Source organism: Lactobacillus sp. M0396 (genome assembly GCF_016101625.1).
Taxonomy (GTDB): domain Bacteria; phylum Bacillota; class Bacilli; order Lactobacillales; family Lactobacillaceae; genus Lactobacillus; species Lactobacillus huangpiensis.
The window spans coordinates 48364-67334 of sequence record NZ_JACFQE010000001.1; the positions used below are offsets into that span (position 1 = coordinate 48364).

General features: G+C 35.4%; 17 protein-coding genes and 1 pseudogene. 14 read left to right on the plus strand and 4 right to left on the minus strand.

The features are described 5' to 3' along the window. Positions 1-26 precede the first annotated feature (26 nt). From rnjA to def, 3 genes are all read right to left on the minus strand, one after another. A complete protein-coding gene (gene rnjA / locus H3T43_RS00240) occupies positions 27-1706 on the minus strand; it encodes a ribonuclease J1 (protein ID WP_198211759.1) in 1680 nt (559 codons plus the stop codon). A 5-nt stretch (positions 1707-1711) separates the two neighbouring features. After that, positions 1712-1936: a DNA-dependent RNA polymerase subunit epsilon gene (locus H3T43_RS00245; RefSeq protein ID WP_034979341.1), complete on the minus strand. Its 225-nt coding sequence runs from the start codon at positions 1934-1936 to the stop codon at positions 1712-1714. Positions 1937-2112: 176 nt separating this feature from the next. Then, positions 2113-2667: a peptide deformylase gene (gene def / locus H3T43_RS00250; RefSeq protein ID WP_045928019.1), complete on the minus strand. Its 555-nt coding sequence runs from the start codon at positions 2665-2667 to the stop codon at positions 2113-2115. Between the two features lie 254 nt (positions 2668-2921). Between def and typA the strand changes: the two genes are divergently transcribed. The 9 genes and pseudogenes from typA to holA all read left to right on the plus strand — a co-directional run bounded on the left by typA (position 2922) and on the right by holA (position 12495). After that, positions 2922-4763, plus strand: coding sequence for a translational GTPase TypA (typA, locus tag H3T43_RS00255; protein ID WP_034979335.1), 1842 nt, complete (start codon positions 2922-2924; stop codon positions 4761-4763). A 101-nt stretch (positions 4764-4864) separates the two neighbouring features. Continuing rightward, on the plus strand, positions 4865-6052 hold the full coding sequence (locus H3T43_RS00260; RefSeq protein ID WP_198211760.1) for a putative peptidoglycan glycosyltransferase FtsW: 1188 nt from the start codon (positions 4865-4867) through the stop codon (positions 6050-6052). Then, positions 6042-6383, plus strand: a complete 342-nt coding sequence (locus H3T43_RS00265) for a YlbG family protein (RefSeq protein ID WP_045928022.1) — start codon at positions 6042-6044, stop codon at positions 6381-6383. The genes H3T43_RS00260 and H3T43_RS00265 overlap by 11 nt, the downstream gene beginning before the upstream one ends. Then, positions 6380-6931, plus strand: coding sequence for a 16S rRNA (guanine(966)-N(2))-methyltransferase RsmD (rsmD, locus tag H3T43_RS00270; RefSeq protein WP_198211761.1), 552 nt, complete (start codon positions 6380-6382; stop codon positions 6929-6931). The genes H3T43_RS00265 and rsmD overlap by 4 nt, the downstream gene beginning before the upstream one ends. Continuing rightward, positions 6931-7425, plus strand: coding sequence for a pantetheine-phosphate adenylyltransferase (gene coaD / locus H3T43_RS00275; RefSeq protein ID WP_198211762.1), 495 nt, complete (start codon positions 6931-6933; stop codon positions 7423-7425). The genes rsmD and coaD overlap by 1 nt, the downstream gene beginning before the upstream one ends. Next, positions 7418-8463: pseudogene (locus tag H3T43_RS00280) on the plus strand (SepM family pheromone-processing serine protease). Before coaD ends, H3T43_RS00280 begins: the two are co-directional and overlap by 8 nt. A 66-nt stretch (positions 8464-8529) precedes the next feature. After that, entirely contained in the window at positions 8530-9255 is a 726-nt protein-coding gene (locus H3T43_RS00285; RefSeq protein ID WP_198211763.1) for a helix-hairpin-helix domain-containing protein, read from the plus strand. Beyond that, positions 9224-11512 carry a DNA internalization-related competence protein ComEC/Rec2 gene (locus H3T43_RS00290; RefSeq protein WP_198212337.1) on the plus strand — a complete coding sequence of 763 codons (2289 nt, stop codon included), beginning with the start codon at positions 9224-9226 and terminating at the stop codon, positions 11510-11512. Before H3T43_RS00285 ends, H3T43_RS00290 begins: the two co-directional genes overlap by 32 nt. After that, on the plus strand, positions 11509-12495 hold the full coding sequence (gene holA, locus H3T43_RS00295; protein ID WP_198211764.1) for a DNA polymerase III subunit delta: 987 nt from the start codon (positions 11509-11511) through the stop codon (positions 12493-12495). The genes H3T43_RS00290 and holA overlap by 4 nt, the downstream gene beginning before the upstream one ends. A gap of 70 nt (positions 12496-12565) precedes the next feature. Here holA and rpsT read toward each other — a convergent pair whose 3' ends face one another. After that, a complete protein-coding gene (rpsT, locus tag H3T43_RS00300; protein WP_034979307.1) occupies positions 12566-12817 on the minus strand; it encodes a 30S ribosomal protein S20 in 252 nt (83 codons plus the stop codon). Positions 12818-13017: 200 nt separating this feature from the next. Between rpsT and rpsO the strand changes: the two genes are divergently transcribed. The 5 genes from rpsO (at position 13018) to tig (ending at position 18909) form a co-directional block, all read left to right on the plus strand. After that, positions 13018-13287 carry a 30S ribosomal protein S15 gene (gene rpsO / locus H3T43_RS00305; RefSeq protein ID WP_034979304.1) on the plus strand — a complete coding sequence of 90 codons (270 nt, stop codon included), beginning with the start codon at positions 13018-13020 and terminating at the stop codon, positions 13285-13287. A gap of 159 nt (positions 13288-13446) precedes the next feature. Continuing rightward, complete coding sequence (locus tag H3T43_RS00310; protein ID WP_081945342.1) at positions 13447-15228, plus strand: ribonuclease J; 1782 nt, start codon at positions 13447-13449, stop codon at positions 15226-15228. Between the two features lie 2 nt (positions 15229-15230). After that, positions 15231-16064 carry a tetratricopeptide repeat protein gene (locus H3T43_RS00315; RefSeq protein ID WP_034979301.1) on the plus strand — a complete coding sequence of 278 codons (834 nt, stop codon included), beginning with the start codon at positions 15231-15233 and terminating at the stop codon, positions 16062-16064. Between the two features lie 185 nt (positions 16065-16249). Then, a complete protein-coding gene (gene tuf / locus H3T43_RS00320) occupies positions 16250-17440 on the plus strand; it encodes an elongation factor Tu (RefSeq protein ID WP_045928030.1) in 1191 nt (396 codons plus the stop codon). Between the two features lie 143 nt (positions 17441-17583). Beyond that, entirely contained in the window at positions 17584-18909 is a 1326-nt protein-coding gene (tig, locus tag H3T43_RS00325; protein ID WP_198211765.1) for a trigger factor, read from the plus strand. The last annotated feature ends 62 nt before the right edge of the window (positions 18910-18971 follow it).

The window sequence follows — 18971 nt, forward strand, 5'->3', positions numbered from 1 at the left end:
AAAAGCCCTCAAGAATGGGCTTTTGCTTATTTTTTCTCAACTAATATTGGTAAAATCATCGGCCGTCTTTTAGTTTTAGAATACAGGAAATCAGAAAGATTAGCAATAATTGCATTACGAATTACGCTGTCTTTAGGGTGATCCATTTTGTCCATTTCCGATTTTATAATATGGTAAATATGTTTCTGAGCCTGATTGATTAGTTCAGTAGATTCGCGCATATAGACAAATCCCCGACTTAAGACATCAGGCCCTGCTAAGACGCGCTTGTGCTTGTAATCGACTGTAGCGACAACCACAACAAGTCCATCTTCAGATAAAACTTGGCGATCATGAACAACTACATTACCAACATCAGCTGTGCCTGAAGTATCAACGTATACGTCACCTGCTGGAATATGACCGGCTATTCTTGAACCCTCTGGTCCAAAACAAACAACTTCACCATTTTCTAAAACGAAAGTATTATCAGCAGGGACTCCAGCTGCTTGAGCCAGTTCAGTGTGGATGACTTGCATGCGGTATTCGCCATGAACTGGAATCATATATTTGGGTTTAGTTAAGCGAACCATCATTTTTAGTTCTTCTTGGCCACCATGACCTGAAGTATGAACATTATTAATTCGGCCGTGAACAACGCTAGCGCCACCCTCCATTAATTTATTAATTAAATGGTTAACGCTCAAAGTATTTCCAGGAATTGGGTTTGATGAAAATATAACCGTGTCACCAGGCTGTAAACTAATTTGTCTGTGCGTGCCGTTAGCTATTCTTGAAAGAGCAGCTAAAGGTTCACCTTGAGATCCGGTACATAAAATCATAACTTCTTCTGCAGGAGTATGGTTTATTTCGTTAGCATCAACAATTAAGCCGTCAGGTACATTTAAGTAGCCTAGATCAATGCCGTTTTGCACACCGTTTTCCATACTACGCCCGAAAATTGCAACTTTGCGACCCGTATCTTTGGCTGCTTGGATGGCAGTTGAAACACGGTAGAGGTTAGATGCAAAAGTAGCAAAAATTATTCTTCCATGTATCCCAGTAATAATGTCATGCAAGGATTTAGCGACAAAGCGTTCAGACTTAGTAAATTGCGTTACTTCAGCATTAGTTGAATCTGATAGCAGTGCCAAAACTCCTTCATTGCCCAATTTAGCCATTTTTTGAAAATCCGGAGCGGGTTGGTTCATCACAGGCGTTAAATCAAATTTAAAATCTCCTGTAAATACTACTGCACCAAGTGGGGTATGTACGGCTATACCTAAAGTGTCAGGAATCGAGTGAGTTGTTCTGAAGAAAGTAACGGTCAACTTTTTAAATTTAAGAACTGTGTCTTCGTGTTCTTCATGTAATTCTGTAGTCCTCAGAATGCCGTGTTCTTCAAGTTTTCCTTTGATTAAAGCAAGTGCAAAAGGTGTGGCATATACCGGAATTTCCGGAATCTTTTCAAGTAAGAAGGGGATCCCGCCAATGTGGTCTTCGTGTCCGTGACTAACAACTAGTGCTTTAATTTTTTTGCGATTTTTTATTAAATAAGAATAATCAGAAATCACATAATTAATACCAAGAAGGTCATCCTCCGGGAACTTTATTCCACAATCCATGATGATGATCTCGTCTTGATATTGCACACAGTACATATTTTTGCCAATTTCGTGCAACCCCCCGATTGCAACTACAGCAACTTCATTATTTTTAATACGCACAGAGACTACTTCTTACTCTCAAAAGTGGTTAATTTAAAATCGGCGTGCTCTTTTTCGTAAGTTAACGAATTGCCAGCCAATTCTTGGATGAGTTCAATATTATAGGGGGTATTTTCCTCAACCATTGTTCTTGCGGCCACCATGTTGTCGGCCTCAAGATAAAGAGTTTGGGTTGTTTCCCGTCTAGGATTGACAACCTTGTCTTTTTGATACAAAACTTTGTAGATCATATTTGTATTCTCCTTATTCAGTTAATAAAACGTTCTAATTTTGGATAACATAAAGTATCCAATAGCTAGTAAAATTCTACCATACATGTAAAAACAAGTATAGAATCAAGTTTTGACGGCTTTATTAAAAAACCGTCAAAGCAATAAAATGACGGCTAAAAATCTTTTTAATTAAATTAATAAATGACTATAGTATCTTCAGCTAATTTAAATGGATCTTGCTTGTTGATACGGTCATAAAAAAGATGTCCCCGTAAATGTTCGATTTCATGGGATGCAACAATTGCTGGGTAGTCTTTTAAGCGAATAGTTTTTTCTTCTCCAGCTACAGTATAGTAATGAATTTTTAATTTATCAGGACGAGGCACATAACCATCTATTACCTTGTCTACACTCAGGCATCCTTCACCTTCACTTAAGCAAGCTTGTCTCACGGATTCGGATAAAATTTCAGGATTGACAAAAGTTTCCTTAAAAACAATATCGCCCTTGTCATTTGGTACCAGTAAGGAGGCCATTTGAACGCTTTCACCAACCTGTGGGGCAGCTAGACCTACGCCAGCACGCAATTGATGTTTTTCTGCAATTTTTGGATCTTGCGAATTAACTAGATATTCCATCATTTCTTTAGCCAAATTTTGATAGTGTTCGCTTAACGGAAAAGTTAGGGGTTTAGCTACTTTGCGCAATACTGGGTTACCATCACGGGTAATATCTTTCATTAAAATCAATTACATTCACTCTTTCATAAAAGTTTATAGTTATATTTGTAACATAAAATAAACTAATTTGTCTGCTTTTTATTCTATACTAAATTTTTAATTTGAAAAAGAGGGATAAACGTTGACCCTTAAACAGTTAGGTGGTAAAATCAATGAGCGTAAATATACAGATATGAAACACTTCGATCAGCATGTTTTTGACGTGCCGCCGAAACTGTGACCACGTCACAGTTTTTTTATTGAGGAGTGGAGGAGGAATACTTTTGTCAGAAAAAAGAAGAAACGATATTAGGAATATAGCTATCATAGCGCACGTTGACCATGGTAAAACTACTTTGGTTAACCAATTGTTGAAACAATCCGACACTCTCCCTGAACACATGGCTTTGGAAGATCGTGCAATGGATTCAAATGATATTGAACGTGAGCGTGGTATAACTATTTTATCTAAAAACACTGCGGTTAAATATGGTGATACTACTATTAATATTTTGGACACTCCGGGACATGCCGATTTCGGTGGCGAAGTTGAGAGAATCATGCATATGGTCGACGGTGCTTTATTATTGGTTGATGCTTATGAAGGCACTATGCCACAAACTCGTTTCGTACTTAAAAAGGCATTAGAAGCCGGAGTGAAGCCAATTGTAGTCATCAATAAAATTGATCGTCCTGGTGCACGTCCTAAAGAGGTTCTTGACGAAGTTCTCGAATTATTTATTGAATTAGGAGCAAACGATGAGCAGCTTGACTTCCCAGTTGTTTACGCTTCAGCTTTAAATGGTACTTCTTCTTATGATCCTGATCCGTCAAAACAGGAAGAAACTATGAATCCTATTTTTGACACGATTATTAAATCTATTCCTGCACCAATTGATAATTCTGATGATCCTTTGCAATTTCAAATTACAATGCTTGACTGGGATGACTATGTTGGCCGTATAGGTGTTGGTCGTATTTATCGTGGACGAGTTAAAGTTGGCGATAATATCACTGTTATGAAACGTGATGGTTCTACTCAGAACTTTAGAGTTACTAAACTGTTCGGTTTCTTTGGGTTGAAGCGTAATGAAATCACAGAAGCTAAAGCAGGCGATATTATTGCCATTAGCGGAATTAACGATATTTTTGTTGGTGAAACTATTGCTTCGGCTGAAAATCCAGAGGCTTTACCTCTTCTTAAGATTGATCCACCTACACTGCAAATGGATTTTGTCGCTAATGACTCACCATTTTCCGGTCGTGAAGGTGACAAAGTAACACCAAAGAAATTGGAAGATCGTTTAATTAAGCAAACCCGGACTGATGTTTCACTACGTGTTGAACCTACTGATCAGTTAAATGCTTGGACAGTTTCGGGTCGTGGTGAACTTCACCTTTCAATTTTGGTTGAAGAAATGCGTCGTGAAGGTTTTGAATTGCAATTATCAAGACCAAAGGTTATTTACCGTGAAATTGATGGTAAAATGTGCGAACCATTTGAAGCTGTTCAAGTAGATACCCCTGATGAATACGTTGGTTCTGTCATTGATTCACTTTCTCAGAGAAAAGGAGAGATGAAGAATATGGCATCCACAGGTAACAATCAAACTCGGCTTGACTTTTTAGTTCCTTCACGTGGGCTTATTGGTTATAACAATGAATTTATGTCCCAAACTGGAGGATACGGCATTATGAACCATAGTTTTGATTCGTATAAACCTGTTGTTAAGAATTGGGAACCGGGTCGTCAAAATGGTGCTTTAGTTTCCATTAGTCAGGGCAAATCAACCACGTATTCTTTGCAAACAGTTGAGCAACGTGGTGAATTGTTTATTGGTGCAGGTGTTGAAGTTTATGAGGGAATGATTGTAGGCCAGTCATCGAGAGATCGTGATATTGCCGTTAACGTTATCAAAGGTAAAAACTTAACCAATACACGTGCTGCTGGGAAAGATCACGCTGCTGCAATTAGAACTCCTAAGACTTTGACCCTTGAAGAAGCCATTGAATTCTTAAATGATGATGAATATTGTGAAGTAACTCCTGATTCAATCAGATTAAGAAAGAAAATTTTAAATACTTCTGAGAGACAAAAAGCCGATAAAAGACGTAATAAGAAATAAATAATTTTTTTAAGAAGGGCACTCACTGATGAAGTGGTGCTCTTTTTGTTTTATAATGCTTATAATAAAGGTTAATTTATTACAGAAGGAGAGGTAGGCTTGTGCGGCAAAAACTTCACCATTTAAATTACAATATTTTTTTGCCCTATATCTTGTTAGTGGTCTTTGGAATAGTGATGGTCTATTCTGCTAGCTCAGATATCTTGCTTGTGAATGGGTTTAATCCGGCAGTTTACGGTATTCGCCAAGCCGTGTACGCTTTTTTTGCCGTTTTTATTTTTGGCGCTCTCTGTTTTTTTTTAAAACTCGATATTTTCAAAAGTCGTAAGTTTGTTGTTTGGTTTCTGGGGATCAGCATTTTATTACTTTTTTATCTGATTTGCTTGAAAATTTTCAAGGGCTCCGCTGCTGCCGTCAATGGTTCGGTGGGTTGGATTGATTTAAAAGTAATAAAGATACAGCCTCTGGAAATTGCCAAATTATCCCTAATAATTTATTTAGCTTATTTTTTAGATCGACATGATGGGTCTTTTAAAAAAGGGCAAATTATTCAAAACCTATCCAGACCAGCAATTTTAGCTGCCTTTATGATGTTTTTGGTAATTCTCGAACCTGATTTTGGTGGTACTGCAGTTTTGGCAATGATTGTCATTGTTATGTTTTCGGTTTCTGGTGTGCCAGCGAAAAATGCAGTTTTATGTCTTATTGGAATTGCAGTAGGTGTATACCTGCTCGTTTTCCTGATTATTAAATGGAATCCTGAATTTCTGCAAAATAAGTACCAGTACCGTCGTTTTCTTTCTTTCCTTCATCCGTTTGAATTGGAGCAAAAAGGCGGAGCACAACTGGTTAATTCATATTATGCTATTCATAATGGTGGCTTATTTGGTGTTGGGCTGGGCAATAGCATGCAAAAAAGAGGGTATCTGCCTGAACCATATACAGACTTCATTTTAGCAGTAATTGCAGAAGAAATAGGGGTTATTGGTGCTCTAATTGTGGTAGGTCTAATTTTTTATTTAATATGGAGTATTATGGAAGTTGGCATTCATGCCAGTTCACAATTTAATGCCTTAGTATGCTTTGGAGTGGCTACAATTATTTTTACACAGACAGTTTTTAATGTGGGTGCAGTGCTTGGATTATTGCCTATAACAGGGGTCACGCTACCATTTATTTCTTACGGTGGATCATCTTTAATAATTTTGTCGGCAGCTATTGGCATCGTTTTGAATATTTCAGCAAATGAACGAATTAAAAATGAAGAAAGGTTTGCAAATGAGCATTGAACAGGATTTAGCAAATAAAAATATTATTCAGAGACAGAGTCTTATTGTTTTTTTAAATTCAATTAGTGATCAGTACAAATTGAGACGATATGGCGATATTGTTTATTTTTCAAAGAAATTTGCCTACTGTATTATGTATGTAAATAAAAAAGAAATTGAACAAGTTTGCCACGACTTGAATTCACTTGATTTTGTCGAAAAAGTAGAAAAATCAAATTGGAATCAAATTGATCTGTCCAGTGACCATATTGAGAATCAAATTAGAGATTTAGCCAAAAAAGCCGAAAAAACATTACAGGAACGTCAGGAAGATACAGAACAAATATTATGAGAATTATTTCCGGAAAATACGCCAAACGCAATTTATTTACGTTGAAAAGCCAGAAAACAAGACCAACTAGTGATAAGGTTAAAGAATCGTTGTTTAATTCATTAGGTCAATTTTTTAATGGTGGAGAAGTTTTAGATTTATACGGGGGAAGTGGCGCACTGGCAATTGAGGCTGTTTCTCGGGGATGCTCTCACGCAGCAATAGTAGACATTAATTATCAGGCTGTTAACATCATTCATAAAAACGTTGCTTTGACAAAAGAGCCTGAACTTTTTTCAGTATATAAAATGTCTAGCAATGCAGCTTTAAGTAAATTTGCCGAAGAAAAACAAAAATTTGATCTTGTTTTCTTAGATCCACCTTATGCTAAACAAAGAATTACAGATGATATGGCAAAAATGGTTGACCTAGAACTGTTAAACAGTGATGCAGTAGTGGTGGCTGAAACTGATGATCAAACAAATTTAGAAACAAGTAGTAGCTTTCAGCTAATTAAGGAAAAACATTTAGGTAAAACTATTGTTCGATTTTATGGAAAGGAATATTAATGAGTGTCGCAATATTTCCAGGAAGTTTTGATCCCATTACAAATGGTCACGTTGATATAATTAATCAGGCTGCTGCAATATTTGATAAAGTTTACGTAGTGGTGATGGTTAATACGGCTAAAAAATATCTTTTCACAAATGAAGAAAGAGAGGACTTGATTAATGATGCTGTTAAAGATCTGAAAAATGTTCAAGTGTTGCTAAAGCCTAACCAGCTTACTATTAACGTTGCACATGATTTAGGCGCAAATACAATCGTGCGTGGAGTAAGAAATACTACAGATTTTTTATTTGAACAGCAGATTGCAGAAATGAATAAAAAAATGGCAAATGATATAAGTACCGTCTTGCTTTTTACTGAGCCAGAAAATAGTTTTGTTGCGTCCAGTATTATAAAAGAAATTGCACAATTTAATGGTGATTTTGCAAGCTTTTTGCCGACTAAAGCAGCACAGGCTTTAAAAGAAAAAATAGGTTATAACAAACATGAATAATGAAAAGAAACCACTCCAGAAGTTTTCAAAAGTTCGAAAATGGCTATTTATTATTTTGACATTTTTTCTGGTTTTTATTGGCTTAAACTGGCCAACCAATTATTATATTGAAATGCCAGGCAGTGCTGTTTCAATTGGCCAATTTGTAAAAAGCAAGGTTAAACCACCAAGTAACTTTTATTTAGTGACTGTTAGTGAAACGAGTCAACCGGCAACAGTATGGGAATATCTTTTTAGTTTTACCCAAAAACATGCTAGTCGTATACCAAAAACTGAATTGTTAGGTGGATCAAGCAGTAGTCAATACCAAGAATTACAAAATTGGTATATGCAAACTAGTCAACAAAATGCTATATATTATGCCGCCAAAAAGGCGGGACTAAAACCTAAACTCCACTATAAAGGTGTTTACGTTATGCAGGTACTAAAGGGTTCAAGCTTTAAAGGCAAATTGCAAATCGGAGACACTGTCTTAGGTGCTGATGGTCATAAATTTCACTCAACAGAAGAAATGATCAGTTATTTTCAAAAAAAGCAGTTAGGTTCTAAAACTGTAATTAATGTTGTGCGAGAACAGAAAAAAAAAATTTTAAAGGAAAAATTGTCGAGGTCAAAGGTACAGGCAAACCTGGCATCGGAATACAGTTGGTGGAGCATGTACAGGTCGAAACTAAGCCAAAAGTTACAATTAATGCTGGTGCAATAGGAGGACCATCTGCCGGGTTAATGTTCACTTTAACAAGTTATGAAGTTTTTTCCGGCAAGCACTTAGCTGAAGGTCATAAAATTGCCGGAACTGGGACAATTAGTCCGTCAGGAAAAGTAGGTATGATTGGTGGTGTCGATAAAAAAGTTGTGGCTGCTGACAAAGCTGGAGCTGAGGTCTTTTTTGCACCTGTCGATACGGCTGGAATGAAAAAAAGTGCAAGTAATTATTTGGTTGCTAAAAAAACTGCCAAGCAGATAGGAACAAAAATGAAAATTGTTCCTGTACGCACATTTGATGATGCACTCCATTATTTACAAGAAAAATATTAATAGATATTAATAAAAGTCCAAAAGTTTTTGGGCTTTTTTGCGTACTTAAAAATAGGAGTTGAGAAAATGGATTGGGAAAAAATAAAAACTTTTATTGATGAGCACAAAAAGTATTTTTTCATTGGATTGGCATGTCTAATGGCAGTTTTTTTAATTGAGCTTAAGAAGTCAGGATCCAACGAAAATTTAAGTGATTTCGATGATGAAAACACTGAGTTTTTGCAAAGTAAAAAAGACAACACTGACAACTTGACTGGTAAAACGAACTCAAATGAAATAAAAACAGAAGAAATTGCTGCAGATAAGCCTAAAAATGTCACGTGTGACATTTCAGGTGCGGTTAATCATCAAGGAGTATACACACTAAAAAATGGAGCACGATTGAATGAGCTGATTGCCGCAGCAGGAGGTATTAAAGGCAATGCTCAGCTAAAAAGGGTTAACCGGGCTTTGATATTGAAAGATCAGGATAAGATTCATATTCCTTATAAAGGAGAAAAAATAAAGGCAGAGCAAGTGGTGGAATCGGTTTCATCTAATTCATCTGACTCGGTTTCTAGTGAATTTAATAGCAACAATAGTGGTCAAACGACTGTAGGCAATAAAGTAAACATCAATACTGCAAATGCACAACAACTACAACAGCTTAATGGTATTGGAGAGAAAAAAGCACAGCAAATTATTGCTTATCGTCAAAAGAGTGGCCAATTTAAATCCATAGAAGAACTGAAGCAGGTATCTGGAATTGGAGAAAAAACATTTGTGGCACTTAAAGACCAATTGGAAGTTTGATGTCTTAAAACCAGGTTTCCTTCTTGTATTAGCATTATTACTGATTGATTTAAGTTTTTTATACTATCAATGCGATACCTTAACTCAAAAGTTATGTTCTTTTTTAATAGCCGCTTATCTCTCATATTTACTTTTTTATAAGTTTAATTCTTTAAGATGGTTTTCTCTTGTGATACTTTTTATAGCATTTTTTGCAACTTGTTTCGATAAAAAGCAAACTGACTTTGTAATCAGTCCAAGATCTCAAATAGTTTTTTACCCTGATCAAATTGATATTTTTGACGATTGGTTCACAGTTGATGGTCAAGTAGAAAAAGGCAAAGTAAAAGTCTCTGGGAGAATAAACTCAAGACAGATACAACAAATAAAATCAGGGTACAGAGTTAAACTTTATTGTTTATCTGGTGATGTAAATCCGATTGAACCGGCTTCTAACTATGGACAATTTGACTTGCAAAAATTTTATCGATATAAAAATATTTCTCAAGAAGTTAAACTAACAAGCTATAGAATTAAAATTGACAAGAGTGGCATTTGGAACTATTTGCATTTTTTGCGATTCCATTTTAAAAAATTTTTTCAGCAAATGCCACCAATTTTATCTTTTTTTAGTAGTGAACTGATCCTAGGTGAAAATCCAAGTCGAAGATTTCAAACAATTCTGAATAATTATCGTGACCTTGGCGTAATTCATATTTTGAGTATTTCTGGTCTGCATGTTGGTATTTATACCTTACTAATCAGTAAATTTTGTTATTTTTTAAAATTAACAGAGGGCGAGACATTTGTTCTTTGTTTGATTATTTTGCTTGTAGGGATTTTTCTCAGTAATAGTCAAGTTGGTTTTATCAGAGCAAGTTTGACCTATATTTTGGGTCAACTCTTCTCTATAAATAAATTGCAAATTAACAAAAGTGATTTACTTGGACTTACTGCAATCTTGCATTTAATAATCAATCCTCGTTTAATGATGAGTACTGGCGCAGTTCTAAGCTATATTTTAGCCCTGGGTTTGGAAATGACTAATCACATGACTAAATTTAAGCAGTCATTTTCTTTAAATAATCTCTTACTGCCATTGCTTTTATTTTACTTTTTTCAATTTAATATACTAACTGTTTTTTTTAATCTGTTAATTGTGCCATATTTCAACTGGGTAGTAATGCCTTTAACCTTTTTAAACTTGTTGATCTTTAGAATTAATCCAAAATGCAGTATTTTATTTGAAAGGATACTTGAACTTGGAGAAAAGCAAATTGCACAAATTTCTAACAGTAAAATCGGCCTTTTAACATTTGGCAAAATAAACTGGTGGCAATGTCTTTTTTTATTAATTCTGACGTCTATTATATTGATTTGGATAAATGAAAAACCAAACTGTAAAAAAATAATAAAAAGATTTATAGTATGTCTTTTATTTATATATGGATTAGTTTTTTTGACAATTCATTTCCCACTTCAAGGTCAAGTAACTTTCATTGACGTTGGCCAAGGAGACAGCATTTTTATTTCTACTCCGATTTTTAGAAAAGTTTATTTAATAGATGTCGGCGGAAAACTTAATTTTAATGGCAAAAAAATAAATCCGCAGGTTAACAAAATTACTCTCCCATTTTTGAAAGCACAGGGTATAAGCAAAATTAACGGGATATTTATTACACACCAAGATGCAGATCATGTAGGTGATTTGAAGCCACTTTTGAATCAAATCAAAGTAGAAAAATTATATGTGGCACGAGGACTAATTCAAAATCCTTCTTTTCAAAAAAGAATCACTGGAAAAATCAAGAAAGACCAAATTATACAATTGTTAGCAGGGAATGAAGTTAATGACTCTCAACTATCTTTTCAGACTGTTTATCCTTTTAAGCCAGGCTTAGGAAAAAATGAAGATTCTCTTTCTTTAACATTTAAACTGGCCGGCAAAAGATGGCTTTTTACTGGCGATTTAGGTCAAGAAGGTGAGTTGGAGATCATGAATCAGTACCATTTGCATGTTAATTACTTCAAGCTGGGTCATCATGGTAGTCGTACTGCTTCAAATAAAGAATTCCTAAAAGCTTTACGTCCAGAAAGAGTTTTTATTTCTGCTGGTCGCAGAAATCGCTTTGGTCATCCCCATCCTGAGACCATAGAAACTCTGCAGACTCAACATATTCCGTGGGCATCGACACAAGACTGTGGTATGATTACTTGGACTTATGGTGCTTTTGTGAAGCCTAAATTCAAAAGATTTTTACCGGTGATTAAGAAATGACATTACTTTCATTATTTAAAGATTCTAATAAGAAAACTGCTCATACTCTGATTAATGGCGGTGACGCTTTCTTAAACGAATATATTGCTGATTCATATATTCATGAGGAAGAATTGTCAGAATATGAGAAAATTTCTGTTGATTGCGATTCAGAAGGGTTAGATGAATTAATTGCTGATCTCACTGAATCGAGTCTTTTCAGTCAGAAAAAGGTAATAACAATTAAAAATCCATTTTTTCTAACAGCAAAAGTCCCTAAGAAATTTCAAAAGCAAATTTCAAAACTGCAAAATATTTTTGAGAATATTACGCAACTGGATGATATTTTAGTAATTGTTTCTTCATATGAAAAAATTGATCGGCGAAAGAAAATAACAAAGCTCATTACGAATCATTTTAATGTTGTTGAAACTGAAATTCGACCCTATGAATTGAGTAAATTTATCAGAAATTTGATTTCTATGGAGGGGTATCAAATTACTAGCTCTGCTTTAAATCTTTTATTAGAACGCAGCGATCAAGTGGTAGATACTGTTTTGAGTAATTATAATAAGTTGAAAATGATTACGGATAACAGAAAAATTACAACTGAATTAGTTGAAAAAAATGTTGATTTGTCATTAGCACAAAATATTTTTGCCATATTGGATTCAGCGTTAAATAGCAATTACCAGGAAGCTTTGGCAAGACTAAGTAATCAATTGCACAATGGCAACAATCCAATACAGATTCTTGCTGTATTTGAAAATCAGTTAGAAATGAGTTTGATTGTTAAGGTTCTTAAAGAGAGAGGACGCAGTGAACCTGAAATTGTAAAAACGCTGGGTGTTCATCCATACCGAGTTAAATTAGCTCTAAAAAATAGAGTATCGCCAGATAAGATAGCAAGATTATTAAAGCAGGCAATTAAGTTGGATTTTAATTATAAGAGTGGTCAATACCGAGAAGACAATTTCTTAAAACTTTTTATTCTCAGTGTTTGAATTTTGGTAGAAATAAAAAGACAGAAATGAAATCATTTCTGTCTTTTTATTTTTTAATTAAGCAAGATCGTTATTTTGCAAGTTTTGCTAAACGGCTTTTATCACGGTTAGCTTTATTCTTATGAATAAGACCTTTAGAAGCAGCTTTATCTAATGCACGAGCAGCAGCTACGTGTAATTCGGAGGCATTTTCAGCACCGGCAGCTTGAGCAGTCTTAAACTTTTTAACTGCAGTCCTTAACTGATTCATTTGAGCAGCATTACGCTTTCTTGTAGCATCTTGAGTCTTAACACGCTTAATAGCTGATTTGATTTGTGGCATAAATTTCACCTCCATTGATCGTAATTCTACTTTATAGATTATACTGAAAGATAAATGCAGATGCAAGATAAATAATACTTGCTTTTTAAAAAATTTGTCTGTATTATACTATTGTTGTGAACCGTTAACGCTGTTTGCGCGCTCACACCTGACGGTTAACGTTGTTAACGGCAATTATTCTAGTGAAAGGTGAAAATAATATGGCAATTTCAAAAGCAGAAAAAGATGAAATAATTCAAAAATTTGCGACTCACGAGGGTGATACAGGTTCAACTGAGGTTCAGGTAGCTATCTTGACTACAGATATTAACAACCTGACTGAACATATGCGGAATCATTCACATGACCATCATTCATATGTTGGCTTGTTGAAGAAAATAGGTCACCGTCGTAACTTACTTCGTTATTTACAAAATAAGGATATTAATCGTTATCGTGAATTAATCAAGAAGTTAGGTTTGCGTCGTTAATTAGTTGAAATGTCAGAAAAGCTGATTCAATTAGGAATCGGCTTTTTTATTTTTGTCAAAATACCATTTTATGCTAGAATAAAAAAAGATACTTTTTACGTTGTGATCATATGATCCATAAATAACAACTGAATAGCAAATTAAGGAAAAGGAAATATAATGACTGATCAAGTTAAAATTATGATTTTGAGCGGCGTTCGTGAACAAGGAAAAGACATGTTCGCTGTTCAAGTTAATGATGAAATTTTTGTTCTTGATGCTGGTCTTAAATATCCTGACAGCACATTGTTTGGAATTGATCTGGTTATTCCAGATTTAGACTTTTTTGAGCAATATGCTGATCAGGTGGTCGGTATCTTTTTAACACATGGACATGCAGACTCTATAGGAGCTTTGCCGTATATTTTGAGAAAGTATGATATACCAGTTTTTGGGTCACAGCTCACAATAGAACTGGCAAAAATAACAGTTAAACGGGAAAATAAGCGCTGTAAAAACACTCTTTTTCATGTTATTGATGCCGAAACAGAGATTGATTTTAAAAATGCTAATATATCATTTTTCCCGACTACTCATTCTATTCCAGATTCGCTAGGAATAGATGTGCATACTCCTGCAGGAGAAGTTGTTTATACCGGAGATTTTAAGTTTGATCCTTCTGCAGCCCCTAAGTACCGTACGGATTTAGACCGCTTAGCAGAAATTGGACAAAAGAAAGTTTTAGCACTTTTAAGTGACTCTTCAAATGCTGAAGCATCTTTGCCCAATGTTGCCGAGCAGGAGATTGGGGACTATGTAACAAATGTTTTTCGGAATGCCAAGGGCAGAGTAATTGTCGCTGCCAAAGCATCTAATCTGATTAGAATTCAGGAAGTCTTAAATGCCGCTCATAAAACTGGCAGACGCGTTTTGCTGACGGGCAGAGATTTAGCTAAAATAGTCCGTACTGCCATGAATCTTGGTTATTTGAATGTTCCTAAAGGCTTGTTGATGCGTGTTAAAGATTTAAAAGAAACTCCTGATGAAAAAACGGTTATTCTTGAAACCGGCCAAATGGGTGAGCCTTTAAACTCTTTACAAAAAATGGCAAAAAAACGTCACAGTATGATAACGATTCATAAGGGAGACTTGGTTTTTATTGCTACAACGCCTTCTCATTCAGTAGAGACTATTGTGGCTCAAACAAGTGATATGGTTTATCGTGCTGGTGGTACTGTAATTCAACTAGGTAAAGCAAAACATACCAGTGGACATGCGACGGGTCGTGATTTACAACTGCTTATTGACATTATAAAGCCACAATTTTTAATTCCGGTAATAGGTGAATATCGATTACTGGAAATTCACAAAGATTTGGCAATCAGAGCTGGACTTAAAAAAGATGATATTTTTATCACTAAAAATGGTGATTGCTTAAGCTATGATTTTAATCAAAAACGACTTTATTTGACGGATCCTGTTCCTGGAGAGGACACAATGATTGATGGGTCTGGAATTGGTGATGTGGGCAATATTGTTTTACGCGATCGCGAAGTTTTGTCCGATGATGGCATCTTTATTGCAGTAGTTACTATTGATCGTCGCAAGAAAAAAATTGTTGCTCAACCGCAGGTTACAAGCAGAGGATTTGTATATATTAAGGCAAATCAGCAGTTGATGCGTGACAGCATTGAGCTTATTAAAAAGACAATAACTAATAATTTCGAACACAAAAAATTTGACTGGACTGAAATTAAACAGGATGTTCGTAATGACTTGGAAAAATTTCTTTACCGCAAAACCAATAGACGCCCGGTAGTTTTGCCAGTTGTAATGGAAGTTAACCAAAACAGACATCGAGCAATGCAAAAAAGAAATAGCAAAAATGATATGCCAAAAAAGGAAACTCATCACCCAGTTGATGTTAATAAGACCGGTCAAAGAATTATCAAGAAAGATTAACTATGACTTCACTCAGTCAAAAAAATTTAATTAATCTGGCAAAAAGAAATGAAGCAAATGGTGATTTGGCTCAGGCTATTCAAAATTTAGAAGAAGCTTTAAGGGATGGTCACAGCGACGAGGTTGTTCTTAATTTATGTGAGCTATATATTAAGAACAAGCAGAGTTATTCTGCTTATGAATTAATTAAAGAAGAAAAGGATCTTTTCACTAATTCTAAAATTTTTGCTGAATATAGTAAAATTCTTAAAAAAAACAATTTTTTTATTGAAGCCTTAGAAATTAAGAATGTCACTAAATATGAATTGTCAGATTCGGTAGAACCTGTTAGTTCAGAATTGCAACAAAAAATAATGGTTGCTTTTAGGAAAAAATCCAAACCGACAAAATATGATTATGAGCAGCTATTTAAACTCGACTTATCGAATTTTAAAAATTTTGCACAAAGCTTATTGATCGATCCGAGTTTAAATTTCGCAGTTCGCCTAGTTTTATGTGAGGATTTGTTTCGTCTTGGTCTCAGCAGTAAATTTAAAGTGCTAGTATTAGGGCAGAAAGAGGAATTTATTCCAAAGAAAATCAATTTGCTTGAAAAGGATCCGGTTTATCGTGAAGTTGTTTCAGGCATTGGCTCACGATACTACCATAGGCCTAGTCAAATTCCAGCTGTATTAGGTGAAGTTAATTTGATTTTAGGAAGTCTTTATCCTAAACTAAATAAGTATGTTGATGATCCCGACAGTTTTGCCAGTGATATTGCTTCTTATATTGATAATCATGATGGCAGAAGCAATCAGAAGCTGTTTGAGAAAATCGATAATAATATATCCGAATAAAATTGGATAAAATGCCTTTACTTTTTCAAAGTATTTAGTATAATAGCAAAGGACGTTTTCATTAGGCATGGCTCTATGCATTAAAATACTAGGCATTTGCCAATGAAAGTAGTACAATATTCAACAGAGAACTATCCGTTACTTACTCAACGGACTTCTTGCAAATTTACAGGAGGGTCATTTTAATGGCAGAAAAAGAACATTACGTAAGAACAAAGCCACACGTAAACATTGGTACTATCGGTCACGTTGACCATGGTAAGACCACTTTAACGGCGGCTATTACTAAAGTTTTATCAGAAAAGGGCTTAGCTAAAGCAGAGGATTACTCAGAAATCGATGCAGCCCCAGAGGAAAAGGAACGTGGTATTACTATTAATACCGCTCACGTAGAGTACGAAACTGAAAATCGTCACTACGCTCACATGGATGCCCCAGGTCACGCCGACTACATTAAGAACATGATTACCGGTGCTGCCCAAATGGATGGAGCTATCTTGGTTGTTGCCGCAACTGATGGTCCTATGCCACAAACTCGTGAACACATTTTACTTGCTCGTCAAGTTGGTGTTAACTACATCGTTGTTTTCTTGAACAAGACTGATTTAGTTGACGACCCAGAATTGATTGACTTAGTTGAGATGGAAGTTCGTGACTTGTTAACTGAATACGATTACCCTGGTGATGATATTCCAGTTATCCGTGGTTCAGCTTTGAAAGCTTTACAAGGAGACAAGGAACAAGAAGAAGTTATCATGAAGTTGATGGACACAGTTGATGAATATATTCCAACTCCTGAACGTCAAACTGATAAACCATTCTTGATGCCAGTTGAAGATGTCTTCACAATCACAGGTCGTGGTACCGTTGCTTCAGGTCGTATTGATCGTGGTACAGTTAAGATTGGTGATGAAGTTGAAATTGTCGGCTTGGTAGATAAAGTTCTTAAATCAGTTGTTACTGGTTTGGAAATGTTCCACAAGACTTTGGATTTAGGTGAAGCCGGAGATAACGTTGGTGTGTTACTTCGTGGTATTGACCGTGATCAAGTCGTTCGTGGACAAGTTTTAGCTGCACCTGGCTCAATTCAGACTCACCACGAATTTAAGGGACAAGTTTACGTTTTGAAGAAAGAGGAAGGCGGACGTCATACCCCATTCTTCTCAGACTACCGTCCACAATTCTATTTCCACACTACTGATATTACTGGTGAAATTGAATTACCAGAAGGTACTGAGATGGTTATGCCTGGTGATAACACAGAGTTTACTGTTAAATTAATTAAACCAGCAGCCATTGAAAAGGGTACTAAGTTCACTATCCGTGAAGGTGGTCGTACTGTTGGTGCTGGTCAAGTTACTGAAATTCTTGATTAGTTCGTTAAAAACAGTTTAAAAAGATGTACTTCTTCATAGAAGTACATCTTTTTTTGCCTAAGTTTGTTTTTTGCGACCGTTTAATGTAAGATAATTTAGTGTGTAAAGATGCAATTTAACTTGACATTGGAGGTATTTAATTAATGTCTGTAAAATGGAATAAAACCGATAAAACTACCGGTGAACTTACTTTTGATATTCCCCAAGCTGATGTAAAGCGTGGGCTAAATCAAGCATTTAGAAGGGTAAAGAACAGCTTACGTGTTCCTGGCTTTAGAAAAGGACATGTTTCTCGTGTGATCTTTGATCAATATTATGGTGAAGAATCATTATATGAAAATGCATTGAATATTGTTCTACCAGATGCGTATGAAGCAGCGATTAAGGAAGCTGATATTGCGGCTGTAGGTCAACCACAAATTTTGCCGGTTTCAATGGAAAAGGGTAAAGATTGGCAAATGAAAGCCACTGTTACTGTTCAACCTGAGGTAAAACTTGGCGAATATAAGGGAGTTGAAGTTCCTAAACAAAACACTCGAGTATATGCCAAAGATGTTGATGCCAAATTAAAAGAAGAGCGTGAAAAGAATGCTGAGTTAGTACTGAAGAAGAGTGCTGCAGCTAAAGGTGACACAGTTACCATTGATTATAAAGGAACAGTAGATGGGAAGGCCTTTGATGGCGGTTCAGCGGATGATTATTCACTTGAATTAGGTTCTAATACATTTATTCCTGGCTTTGAAGACCAATTAATAGGTCACAAGGCAGGAGACGATGTAGACGTAGTCGTAACTTTTCCGGAAGATTATGGTGCAAAAGATTTAGCTGGTAAGGAAGCTCATTTTGCTACCAAAATTCATGAAGTTAAATCGAAGCAGCTACCTAAATTAGATGATGAATTTGCTAAAGATGTTGATGATTCTGTTGATACTCTTGATGATTTAAAAGAAAAGATCAAGAAGGATCTTAAGGCGAAGAAAGAAGAAGCTGCACAAGACGAAATTGAAAAAGCCGCAATTGAAAGTGCTGTTGCCAATGCTACTATTGATGAAATTCCGAATGCTATGATTCAGGAAGACATTAACACGCAAATGAATCAATATCTAGGTAATATGCAACGTCAAGGAATCAGTCCTGAAACATATTACAAGATAACTAATACTACAGAAGATCAATTACGCTCACAATTTGCTAAGGATGCTGAAGAGAGAGTTAAAACTAACCTGGTACTTGAAGCAATTGTCAAAAAAGAAGGCATTAAAGCTACTAAAGAAGAAATTGACAAAGAGATAAAAGATTTAGCTAGTGAATATAATATGGATGAAAAAACTGTCCGTAACACTCTGACTGATGACATGCTTTCGCATGATATCAATGTACGTAAGGCTATTAATATTGTAGCTGACAACGCAAAACAAGTTTCTAAATCTAAAACTAAAAAAGACGAAAAAAAGTCTGATAAAAAGTAGAGTTTTAAATTCTGAGTAAAAAGGTGGTGTTGTACTGCCTTTTTATTTTTTACAAGCATATA

Bases quoted from the DNA above. Each gene is read 5' to 3' on its own strand.
- H3T43_RS00245 (WP_034979341.1), bottom strand. From the start codon at position 1,936: ATGATCTACAAAGTTTTGTATCAAAAAGACAAGGTTGTCAATCCTAGA.
- H3T43_RS00265 (WP_045928022.1), top strand. From the start codon at position 6,042: ATGAGCATTGAACAGGATTTAGCAAATAAAAATATTATTCAGAGACAG.
- rsmD (WP_198211761.1), top strand. From the start codon at position 6,380: ATGAGAATTATTTCCGGAAAATACGCCAAACGCAATTTATTTACGTTG.
- coaD (WP_198211762.1), top strand. From the start codon at position 6,931: ATGAGTGTCGCAATATTTCCAGGAAGTTTTGATCCCATTACAAATGGT.
- H3T43_RS00285 (WP_198211763.1), top strand. From the start codon at position 8,530: ATGGATTGGGAAAAAATAAAAACTTTTATTGATGAGCACAAAAAGTAT.
- holA (WP_198211764.1), top strand. From the start codon at position 11,509: ATGACATTACTTTCATTATTTAAAGATTCTAATAAGAAAACTGCTCAT.
- rpsT (WP_034979307.1), bottom strand. From the start codon at position 12,817: ATGCCACAAATCAAATCAGCTATTAAGCGTGTTAAGACTCAAGATGCT.
- rpsO (WP_034979304.1), top strand. From the start codon at position 13,018: ATGGCAATTTCAAAAGCAGAAAAAGATGAAATAATTCAAAAATTTGCG.
- H3T43_RS00310 (WP_081945342.1), top strand. From the start codon at position 13,447: ATGACTGATCAAGTTAAAATTATGATTTTGAGCGGCGTTCGTGAACAA.
- H3T43_RS00315 (WP_034979301.1), top strand. From the start codon at position 15,231: ATGACTTCACTCAGTCAAAAAAATTTAATTAATCTGGCAAAAAGAAAT.
- tuf (WP_045928030.1), top strand. From the start codon at position 16,250: ATGGCAGAAAAAGAACATTACGTAAGAACAAAGCCACACGTAAACATT.
- tig (WP_198211765.1), top strand. From the start codon at position 17,584: ATGTCTGTAAAATGGAATAAAACCGATAAAACTACCGGTGAACTTACT.